The organism is Agrobacterium sp. CNPSo 3708 (assembly GCF_028674915.1).
GTDB lineage: Bacteria > Pseudomonadota > Alphaproteobacteria > Rhizobiales > Rhizobiaceae > Agrobacterium > Agrobacterium cavarae.
The window spans coordinates 37201-48125 of record NZ_JAQZSF010000012.1 but is presented as its reverse complement, the minus strand read 5'-3'; the positions used below and the strand labels follow the sequence as shown (position 1 = coordinate 48125).

General features: G+C 56.5%; 9 protein-coding genes. 7 read left to right on the top strand and 2 right to left on the bottom strand.

The window, feature by feature from the left end; all coding sequences use genetic code 11:
• Positions 1-204 precede the first annotated feature (204 nt).
• From mgtE to PVA19_RS21550, 3 genes are all read left to right on the top strand, one after another.
• Entirely contained in the window at positions 205-1575 is a 1371-nt protein-coding gene (mgtE, locus tag PVA19_RS21560; protein ID WP_112519267.1) for a magnesium transporter, read from the top strand.
• 66 nt (positions 1576-1641) lie between these two features.
• On the top strand, positions 1642-2028 hold the full coding sequence (locus tag PVA19_RS21555) for a MerR family transcriptional regulator (protein WP_062426111.1): 387 nt from the start codon (positions 1642-1644) through the stop codon (positions 2026-2028).
• Between the two features lie 334 nt (positions 2029-2362).
• Positions 2363-4141: a bifunctional diguanylate cyclase/phosphodiesterase gene (locus PVA19_RS21550; RefSeq protein ID WP_274104129.1), complete on the top strand. Its 1779-nt coding sequence runs from the start codon at positions 2363-2365 to the stop codon at positions 4139-4141.
• A gap of 24 nt (positions 4142-4165) precedes the next feature.
• On the opposite strand, the gene PVA19_RS21545 is transcribed toward PVA19_RS21550, so the two are convergent.
• Positions 4166-5125, bottom strand: a complete 960-nt coding sequence (locus PVA19_RS21545) for a DUF1624 domain-containing protein (protein WP_062425393.1) — start codon at positions 5123-5125, stop codon at positions 4166-4168.
• Between the two features lie 78 nt (positions 5126-5203).
• Positions 5204-5890: a DUF599 domain-containing protein gene (locus PVA19_RS21540; protein ID WP_274104128.1), complete on the bottom strand. Its 687-nt coding sequence runs from the start codon at positions 5888-5890 to the stop codon at positions 5204-5206.
• Between the two features lie 1066 nt (positions 5891-6956).
• Between PVA19_RS21540 and cobU the strand changes: the two genes are divergently transcribed.
• The 4 genes from cobU (at position 6957) to ccoO (ending at position 10923) form a co-directional block, all read left to right on the top strand.
• Positions 6957-7481, top strand: coding sequence for a bifunctional adenosylcobinamide kinase/adenosylcobinamide-phosphate guanylyltransferase (gene cobU, locus PVA19_RS21535; RefSeq protein ID WP_113179605.1), 525 nt, complete (start codon positions 6957-6959; stop codon positions 7479-7481).
• Between the two features lie 231 nt (positions 7482-7712).
• A complete protein-coding gene (locus PVA19_RS21530) occupies positions 7713-8390 on the top strand; it encodes a hypothetical protein (RefSeq protein ID WP_274104127.1) in 678 nt (225 codons plus the stop codon).
• 167 nt (positions 8391-8557) lie between these two features.
• Positions 8558-10180, top strand: a complete 1623-nt coding sequence (ccoN, locus tag PVA19_RS21525; RefSeq protein WP_113176213.1) for a cytochrome-c oxidase, cbb3-type subunit I — start codon at positions 8558-8560, stop codon at positions 10178-10180.
• An 11-nt stretch (positions 10181-10191) separates the two neighbouring features.
• Positions 10192-10923, top strand: a complete 732-nt coding sequence (ccoO, locus tag PVA19_RS21520) for a cytochrome-c oxidase, cbb3-type subunit II (protein WP_062437571.1) — start codon at positions 10192-10194, stop codon at positions 10921-10923.
• Positions 10924-10925 lie beyond the last annotated feature (2 nt).

Below are 10925 nucleotides of genomic sequence, written 5' to 3'. Positions count from 1 at the left end.
ATGGAGCCAACCGTCGCTGCGGCGCGATGACGGGGAGGAAGAAGATGAAACCAGTTCTTGCCTAACGGGTTGTTGACATTGTTGTTCTAAACGACAATCTCCAGCCCGTTTGCAAAGCAGGCCAATGACCGGAGAAGGGGGCGCAAGTTGACACAAGCCGACCACGATCATCCCGCAACGGAAGAGGCCAAGCGTCCAGAAGTGATGGCCGACATCTATGCCGACGACGGCTCGATCCGGTCAGACTTTCTCGCCATGGTCGGTGCTGCGATCGCCGATCGCGACGTGCTTTTCCTGCGCGAAAACGTCGCCCGCCTGCATGAATCCGAACTGGGCGACCTGCTGGAATCGATCCAGCCGGAGCAGCGCCACGCCCTCGTGCGCCTGCTGGGCACCGACTTCGACATGACGGCACTGACCGAGGTGGATGAAGCAATCCGCCTCGATATCGTCGAGCAGATGCCGAACGAGCAGATTGCTGCCGGTATCGGCGAACTCGATTCGGACGACGCCGTCTACATTCTGGAAGACCTCGACCGCGAGGACCGCGAAGACATTCTCTCGCAGATGCCGTTCACCGAACGTGTCAGGCTCATGCGGGCGCTGGACTATCCGGAAAGCTCTGCCGGTCGCCGTATGCAGACCGAGTTCGTCGCCGTGCCGCCATTCTGGACGGTCGGCCAGACGATCGATTACCTGCGAGAAGAGGAGGAGTTGCCCGAATCCTTCTCCCAGATTTTCGTTGTCGATCCCACCTTCAAGCTCGTCGGCGCGCTCGATCTCGATCGGCTGCTGCGCTCAAAGCGGCAGGTGAAGATCGAAACCATCATGCACGAAACAAACCATCCCATTCCAGCGGAGATGGACCAGGAAGAGGCAGCCCAGCTCTTCGAGCAATATGACCTTCTGTCTGCGGCGGTCGTGGACAGCAACGGTCGCCTCGTCGGCGTGCTCACCATCGATGACGTGGTGGACGTGATCCAGGAAGAGGCGGAGGAAGACTTGCTTCGCCTCGGCGGTGTCGGCGATGAAGAGTTGTCCGACAGTATCGCGAGCACGTCCAAATCGCGTGTGCCCTGGCTTGGCATCAATCTTATGACGGCTTTCCTGGCAGCCTCGGTGATCGAACTCTTCGACGCCACCATCCAGCAGGTCGTGGCACTTGCCATCCTGATGCCGATCGTCGCAGGGATGGGCGGAAATGCCGGCTCGCAGACGATGACCGTTTCGGTGCGCGCTCTCGCCACCAAAAACCTCGATATCCATAATGCGGCGCGCATCATCCGACGTGAGGCAGGTGTGGGCCTGTTGAACGGCGCGCTCTTCGGCTGCGCGATCGGCATTATTGCCGGCATCTGGTTCCATGACGTGAATATTGGCGGCATCATCGCAACAGCCATGCTGATCAACATGCTTGCAGCAGCTTTGGCCGGTATCCTTATTCCGCTGTTCCTCGATAAGTTTGGCGCCGATCCGGCCGTTTCTTCCGCCGTTTTCGTCACGGCAGTGACCGATATTGTCGGCTTTTTCTCATTTCTCGGCCTGGCAACCTGGTGGTTCGGCATATCAGGATGATGATCGAAAATTGACTTTTACGTGAAGGTCAAACATAATGTCCGGCAGCCAGAATCGGACAAAGCCTTGAATAAGTATTATAGCATTACGGAACTGACGCGCGAATTCGGTGTATCCACCCGCACTCTTCGTTTTTACGAGGATGAGGGCCTGATCCATCCGGAGCGCCGTGGCCGTACGCGCTTGTTCCGCGCCGCCGATCGCAGGCTCATTCAGGAAATCCTCCGTGGCCGCCGCATCGGCTTTACGATCGCCGAAATTCGCGAAATCATCCAGGTTTACAAGGAGCCGCCGGGTGAATCCGGCCAGCTCGAGCTTCTGATGAAGAAGGTCGATGAGAAGCGCGCCGACCTTCGCCAGAAGCGCCGCGACATTGAAGAGACGCTTGCCGAGCTCGACAATGTTGAGGAAGCCTGCCTTACACGATTGGCAGAAATCGGCGTCGGAACCTGACGGACCGCTTCGCCTTTTGCTGTTGAGAGTTGGGCACTGAAATCTGTCAGTAGCGCCAATCTGGCGCCCAACTTCATTCTAGCTTCATGCTCCCCATCGTCGTAATTTAATCCTTTGCTAACCACGCTTGAAGACCCTTTGGAACGGTTAAGTCATGTAACTGTTTTATAGCGTTAGTTTTAAATCGGATCTTCAAGCCCGGGCATGATGCTCGCAATGGTGACTGCAACCGACTGTGTATGTCGGTTCTCGTGACGCAGGGCTGATAAAAAATGTTTCCCTGATCAACGGCGAAGCCGCGCCATTATCGTGCGTGGCATGGGTATATAGATTTATGTTGGACGAGCATGCGCGTATTTCCGCGCTTAAGAATATGCGCTTACTCGATACTATGCCGAGCGAGCACTTCGATCGTATCACGCGACTGGTGGCAAATTACTTTGGTTTGCCGATTGCAGCCATCTCGTTGACGGACACGGACCGCCAATGGTTCAAGTCGAAAGTGGGCGTCGACCACAACGAGATACCTCGACACAAGGCGCCTTGTTCGCAGGTAGCGGAACACAAGCGTCCTGTGGTCGTGAAGGATTTGCAAAAAGACGATTACTATGCCGACAGCACGCTAGGTCAGGCCGGAATTCGTTTCTATTGCGGCGTTCCACTTGTAACACCGGATGGCTACGGCCTTGGTGCACTCTGTGTCTTGGGGATCGAGCCTTTCGAAGTCACCGATGAACAGATGGCGACCCTCTCCGATCTTGCTGCTATGGTCATGGATCAGATTGAGTTGCACCATTCGATGGGACGGATTGATCCGTCGAGCGGATTGCCGAACCGTCACCAGTTGATGAGTGATCTCTCTGACCTTGCTCTTCACGAAAAAGGTTCAGAGCAGATCATCAGCCTGATTGACCTTGCCCAGACAACGCAGTTCGACCGAATGATGCGCGTCGTCGGCATTTCCTATCTCGATGGTCTGATGACCAAGGTGGCGCGCATTCTAAGGGAGCATCTGGATGGGGGAACATTCGCCTATCATATCGGCCCGACGCAATTCGCATTCATTGTCTCCAGGGGTACGAAGGTCGAAGACTATCGACCGTTCCTGGAGCAGATCATGCGTGCGCTTTATAACGAGGTCGAGTTCCAGATCACCATGACGCCGTCCATCGGCTCGATGGTTTTCCGCCCTGGCGAGACCAGTGCCGAGGAAATTTTACGGTCGTTGCAAAGTGCAGTGCAGGACGCGCGTATTCATCCATCGAAAATCGCCTTTTTTTGCCCCTCTCTCGATGTACAGCATCAGCGCAACTTCATGATCCAGCGCGAGTTTCCACGGGCGATCATCGACGACGCGCAGCTGTCGCTCGTATTTCAGCCGCGGGTGGACGCCGCCAGTGGCCTTTTCAAGAGTGCGGAAGTTCTGTTGCGCTGGACCCATCCAGAGCTTGGCCCAATTTCGCCTGCCGAATTCATCCCGGTTATCGAAGCGTCAGCCTATGCTCGTGAATTGACCATGTGGGTCATCGCGACATCCCTCCAGCAACTTTCCGAATGGAATTCCACAGGTTTTCCCATCAAGCTTTCCATCAACCTGTCAGCCACCAATCTTCAGGAGGCTGACTTCTGGGATCGGCTGAGCGTCGATCTGGCTCGCTTCGGCGTCGATCATGACCAGATCGAATTCGAAATAACCGAGACGGCGATGATGATGGAGACGAAAGGGTCGCAGGACCTGCTCGAAACGCTTGCCGCATCGGGCATTCAGCTATCAATTGACGACTTCGGCACTGGTTACAGCAGCCTATCCTATCTGCAAAAGCTGCCGGTCAAAACCGTCAAGATTGATCGCAGCTTCATCAACGATATGCAGGAAGGCAATCGAGAGCGCGTCCTCGTCCAGTCCATGATCACGCTCTGCCACTCGCTCGGTTACGAGGTCGTGGCGGAAGGTGTGGAGACGCGCGAGCAAGCCGAACTGCTGACCGTCATGGGATGCGATGAGCTCCAGGGCTACTGGTTGTCAAAGCCGATTGCTCCGGACGCTCTCATCCGTTGGATGTCGGAGTGTCACACTGCCCAGCATTACCGTCTTGAAGCGATCAGCGCCTGACTGCGACCTCAAGCTCACCCCGGATTATTGAACCTCCGCCGAGCACTGGGCTGCGACATCCCTAATCTTGCTCTGCTGCTCGATACTGGCTGTATTCGCCATCATCGCGTCGAAGACATTCTCGCTGTGCAGTTTCTCCAGGGTGCAGCCACAAAAGCTTTGGCAGAGATCGAGGTTGTTTTGGGTCTGCATGCAGCTCGCTTCGCAGCTCTTCTTGTAAGCCTCCACCTGATCCACCGGCGGGGGCGGGAAAGTGATCGATCCCAAATAGACCAGCGCGATCAGCACCGGCTGGTGAATGAGGTAGAAGGACAGGCTGTGGCGGCCGAAGAAGGCAAGCAGATTGCGCTTGCCGCTGGGCTTGCGATACCGATCCAGCCACCCGCGCGGCACGGCGATTTGCGCGACACCAAGACCGGCGAGAAACGGCGCCAGGAACGGTAACACCGGCACATAGTCGTTGGAGCGGGGAGGTGCTGTGGCAAATCCGATCCAGGACAGCCAGATTGAGTTGAAGGCATCCGACGAGAAATAGATCGGCGCGAGGAAGGCCAGAACAGCGACGGCCAACGTCACGACCGCAGGCAAGCGCAGAAATATGAGACCGATCAGGCTCGCGACGGCGATATTGTGCAGAATGCCGAAGAAGATCCAGCCACCCGGAACGGCAAAGAATGTCGCAACCGAGATCAGCAACGCTGCACCCGCGACCATCGCAAACCGTTTGCCGAAGGCCGGCCAGTTTATACCCTTTCGATGCGCCAGAAACAGGCTGAAACCTGCGAGAAACAGAAACGAACTGGCAATCGCCCGCGCATAAAGACGCCACAAACCCTCGGTCGGCGTTTCCGGCGGGATATAGCCGAACATCGCGAGATCCCAGGTGAAGTGGTAACTCGCCATGGCGATGAGCGCGATGCCGCGCCATGTGTCGAGAAAGCCGATACGGCCGGACTTGGTAACCGTTGCGGTTGCCTCATTCATTCTGTGATTTCCTTCGCAACGGTGAGGGGGCTTTGCCTGCGCTTCGCCCGCAAAGTGGGGCGATTTCATGACAGGCGATTAATGATCGTCCATGATAGCGAGACGCGCTTCCGAGTAGAACTGGCGTCTCAACAGCGCGACGATGATGATGACGGTCATGACGATGAAGACATAGGCGTTGATAAACCAGCCAAGATAACCGATCGACAAGAAGAAGGTCCTGAGGCCGTCATTGAAATTCTTTGCCGCAATGACATTCATGCGGATGACGTTTTCCGCCGCGCGCTCGGCCGCTTTTCTATCCGCATTTGCCTCATGCATCATCGGCATTCCACCGAAGAGGATGGTGCAATAGTTGAACAGCCGATACGACCAACCGAACTTGAAGAAGGCATAGCCGAAAAGACAGGTCAGCCCGATAACCTTCAGTTCGAAAGCGGTTCGTCCGCCGTAATAGACGAATGGCATGTCCCGAAACACCGATTCGACTCGGTCGGTGGCGCCGAGGAGCGCGAAGCACCCGCCGATCGCGAAAATCGAGGTCGACGCGAAGAAGGCCGTGCCGTTTTGAAGGCCTGCCATGATCTGCGTATCGATCATCTTCAGATCGCGCGAAAGAGAGTTGTATATCCACCGTCTGCGCCGGTCGGCCATGGCTCGATTAAGGCTGGTTCTGCCAAAGGGCGATCGTGCGGTCGTGATATAGGCGTAGGACACCCACAGAACCAGGAATATGACGAGCGCGATGTAGTCCATTGTCGTCATGTCGGTCCCGCCCGTAACCCGCTTCTCGCCTTTTCCGCCAGGCAATGACCTGGAGTGTTTTCGAAGGTTGTCATACCAAGAAATGATTGCAAGGCAATCGAGACATGCTCGCAGAAAAATCCGATCCATTTTAGCGGGCGCTAACCATCCGGTAAGCTTATACCATTAGACAGATCGGCGGGGCTCCGGAGCAGGTATTGAGTACCGGGCCTCTTCTTCTCATTTCCGTTCATTCCATGAGCGGAAAACCCTTGGTCGGAGCATTCTTCATCCGCTTTGTCTGGCTGGTCCTATGTGGGATGAGATTAAAGCACTGCTTAGCGAAGGCGCCTGGCGAGTTCACTCTACAATTCCATCTGTTGTATTTCGATTGAGGACCGCGGGTAGTGCGTCTCTAATGTTTATTGCTGCTTGGACGAACTTCTCGAACTCGTTCATATCAAAGGGAAAGTATTGATGGCTTCCAGGCGCGTTGGCTGCCAGAACCACATACTCACCGCCGCCATCGCGCTTGAGACGGAAGGACATTACGCACGTTCCGTTCATGATAGGAACGTCAGAGCGCCGTATTATCTCTCCTGTCAGCACCCTCTTTATGGACCTAAATATCCCTGCCTTCTCCACCTGCCAAATCCAAGCTGGGGCCACAGAGCAAACTGCATCCCTTGTGCATTCCCGCTGAGAATACCGAAGGGTTCCTACCAAACGCAACGGCATAGAAAAGGAAGGAGTAAAAACCTTTCGTTGCGGATGGCTTTGACACAGCCGGGACTTATCGTTCATCACGGTCCAAAGAGACATCAAATTTGACAAGAGCCGCATCGCATCCTACCTTCATTTCAGCGATCCGACGCTTTCCCCATGAGAGCCGATGTCGACTTGACCGCGCAGCGCGGACGGGCATCAGTCTTTTATGACGGTTACCGCGACGATCCAGCATGATCGACCGGGAGAACGCCTCCATATCTACGAATCGTTCTCTTTTCATGTCTGGCGCCTCAAGGCTTTCGGCACAGTCCGAACTGGCGGTCGGATCGCTCTCAATTTTTCTCCCTGCAGGTTCTGAATGAGCGACATATCTCGTGCCATGCTGGTGCTCGGCGGCGCACGCTCGGGCAAGTCCGCTTTTGCTGAACGGCTGGTGCTCTCGTCTGAGGGTGTCGCTCATTATGTGGCAACGGGCCGCGCCTGGGATGAGGAAATGAAATCTCGTATCGCCAGCCATCGTCTTCAGCGCGGGGATCAATGGATCACGCATGAGGAACCGTTGCATCTGGTCGACACGCTGGAACGACTGGATGACGCGTCCAACACCATCCTCGTTGATTGCTTGACCCTTTGGGTCACGAACCTGATGATGGAGGAGGGGCTGGACGTTGAGGCGGCTTTTCCTCCACTCGTTGAACATGTGGCAAAAGCCAAAGCGAAGATCGTCTTCGTTTCGAACGAGGTAGGCCTCGGCATCGTGCCCGAGAATCGCATGGCGCGAGACTTTCGCGATCACGCTGGTCGGCTGCATCAGAGGATCGCTGCTGTGGCCTCGGAAGTCTATTTCATCGCGGCTGGCTTGCCTTTGAAGATGAAAGGCTAGGTCGCCTATCGCACGCCCGGATTTGCCTCGGCGCGGCCCTCCAACTCTTTAAATCTACGCGTCGTGCTGATCCGAACATCGAGTTCTGTTTTCGGCCCTATGCTGTGGTATCTCTCTCAGCCTCCCACAAATCCGCCACAGAGGCATCGTGATTTGCTGCGTCTGCATCGTTTTGATGCCGACTGCTTGATGCGATTTTATCCAATCAAATCGATCCGGAGCCAGCAGCAAATGTCATCCTCCGCCTTCAAAGCCCTTCTCTGCGGCCTAGCCGTCTCCATCTCCGGGCAAGCCCTTGCCGCGCAAGCAAGTTGGCCGGACACGCCTGTCGGCCGTCTCGCGGCGCTGGCCACCATTCAGGATCTGAGCGTCCAGCTGCTCAGTCAGGACAGCGCGACATTGACACTGGAGCATTGGTGCGCCGACCATAAGCTCGCCGAACACGCGAAAATCTCGGCGGTCCGCCTCAAGGACACGAAGACAGCGCCGGATGAGGTGCGCCACCAATTGAACGTTACCGCCTCCGACCCGCTCGGCTACCGGCACGTTTTGCTGAAATGCGGCGATCTGGTGCTTTCGGAAGCGGATAACTGGTATGTGCCGGATCGGTTGACGACGGACATGAACCAGACGCTGGATACCACGGATACGCCCTTCGGCAAGGTCGTGCTACCACTTCATTTCCAGCGCCACACCGTGTCCTCCCAGCTAATCTGGCAGCCTCTTCCAGAGCATTGGCAAATGGGACAGGCAATTCCCGCCGGCCACAGCACCGCACTGGATATCCCCCAAACTCTGATCACCAATGAAGCCGTTCTCACAAAGCCGGATGGGACCCCGATCAGCTTCGTCATCGAGAACTATAAGGCCGCGCTCCTGAGCTTCCCGCCGCCCGCTATCGCTCGTTGATCGGGTGACCTCGCGGCCGTCCTTTGAGGCTGCGGTCTTGATTTGGATCAAGGTCGCTTGCCGTTGCGGGTGGCAAAGCTGCAAACGACGCGAAAGCATGTTTGCCGCTGTGATTCCGGTTCCTTCGCTCCGCGTCATATCTGATGTGACGTTGGGGGAAGCCAACAATGAACTCTACTTTAGGAATAGCGATGGTGGCCGTAGGGGCCTTCCTCGCTTTGCTCGGGGCGGCCTTCGCTCACGACAATCTTTTCGCCGCCCATATGTGGGTGCTGTTCTTCGTGCTCCTTGTCGGCACGGTCGTGATGCTGCGCCGTGTCTCCTTCGCGCCTGTCGATCCGGCAGTCCAGGCACGCAGGAAGACCGAATATTTCGATGACGTGATCCGCTATGGGGTGATCGCCACGGTCTTCTGGGGCGTCGTCGGTTTTCTGGTGGGCGTGATCGTTGCGCTTCAGCTTGCCTATCCGGACCTGAACATCCAGCCATGGTTCAATTTCGGCCGCGTCCGTCCGCTACATACCTCCGCCGTCATCTTTGCCTTTGGTGGCAATGCGCTGATCGCAACCTCCTTTTACGTGGTGCAGCGCACCTGTCGCGCCAGACTGTTCGGCGGCGACCTCGGCTGGTTCGTCTTCTGGGGCTACAATCTCTTCATCGTCATGGCAGCGACCGGTTACCTGCTCGGCATCACGCAGGGCAGGGAATATGCCGAGCCTGAATGGTATGTCGATATCTGGCTAACCATCGTCTGGGTGGCCTATCTGATTACCTTCCTTGGCACCATCTTCGTGCGCAAGGAACCGCATATCTATGTAGCGAACTGGTTCTACCTTTCCTTCATCGTTACCATCGCGATGCTCCACATCGTCAACAATCTGGCGGTGCCGGTGTCGTTCCTTGGCGTGAAGAGCTATTCGGTCTTCTCGGGCGTCCAGGACGCGTTGACGCAGTGGTGGTACGGCCACAATGCCGTCGGCTTTTTCCTGACCGCCGGCTTCTTAGGGATGATGTACTACTTCATTCCCAAGCAGGTGAACCGCCCGGTCTATTCCTATCGCCTGTCGATCATCCACTTCTGGGCGCTGATCTTCATGTATATCTGGGCTGGTCCGCACCACCTGCATTACACAGCGCTTCCCGACTGGGCACAGACGCTCGGCATGGTGTTCTCGATCATGCTTTGGATGCCCTCATGGGGCGGCATGATCAACGGTCTGATGACGCTCTCTGGCGCATGGGACAAGCTGCGCACCGACCCGATCCTGCGCATGATGATCATGGCCGTTGCCTTCTACGGCATGGCGACGTTCGAAGGGCCGATGATGTCGATCAAGGCCGTCAATTCTCTCAGCCACTATACGGACTGGACCATCGGCCACGTGCATTCAGGTGCGCTTGGATGGAACGGCATGATCACCTTCGGAGCGGTCTATTTCCTCGTCCCGAAACTGTGGCATCGCGAACGGCTCTACAGCCTGGTGCTGGTCAACTGGCACTTCTGGCTGGCCACGCTCGGTATCGTCGTCTACGCCGCCTCCATGTGGGTTGCCGGCATCCAGCAGGGCCTGATGTGGCGTGAGTATGATGCGCAGGGTTTCCTCGTCTATTCCTTCGCTGAAACCGTCGCTGCCATGTTCCCATACTATTTGCTGCGCGCAATGGGCGGCCTGCTGTTCCTCAGTGGCGCAATCGTCATGGCCTACAACATCACCAGAACCATTCTCGGCCATATGCGCGAAGAGAATACCGGCACGGCTGCAGCGCCCAAGCTACAACCGGCCGAGTAAGGAGATCGATCATGTCTATTCTGGACAAACACGGCATTATCGAGCGCAACGCGACCTTGCTTCTCGTCGGATCTCTGGCGGTCGTCTCGATTGGCGGCATCGTGGAGATCGCGCCGCTTTTCTATCTCGAAAACACGATCGAAAAGGTAGAGGGCATGCGGCCTTATTCGCCGCTGGAGCTTATGGGGCGCAACATCTACATCCGCGAAGGTTGCTATGTCTGCCATAGCCAGATGATCCGCCCCTTCCGCGATGAGGTGGAACGCTACGGCCATTACAGCCTTGCTGCAGAAAGCATGTACGACCATCCGTTCCAGTGGGGATCGAAAAGAACCGGACCGGATCTCGCGCGCGTGGGGGATCGCTATTCGAACGAATGGCATGTCCAGCATTTGAGCGCGCCGCGCTCCGTCGTGCCGGAATCGGTCATGCCAAGCTACGCCTTCCTGAAGACGACACCTCTGCAGGTGTCGAATGTGGCGATGGAGCTGAAAGCCAACCGAGCTGTCGGCGTGCCCTATAGCGACGACATGCTGCAGAACGCCGAGGCCGACATGAAGGCGCAGGCGGATCCGAACGCCGACACGACGGCCCTGGAGGCGCGTTATCCCAAGGCAAAGATCGGAGATTTCGACGGTGATCCGACGAAGTTGACCGAAATGGACGCGCTGGTCGCCTATTTGCAGATGCTCGGCACGTTGGTCGATTTTTCGACCTACGACGACGCCGCCGGCTACCGATAGGA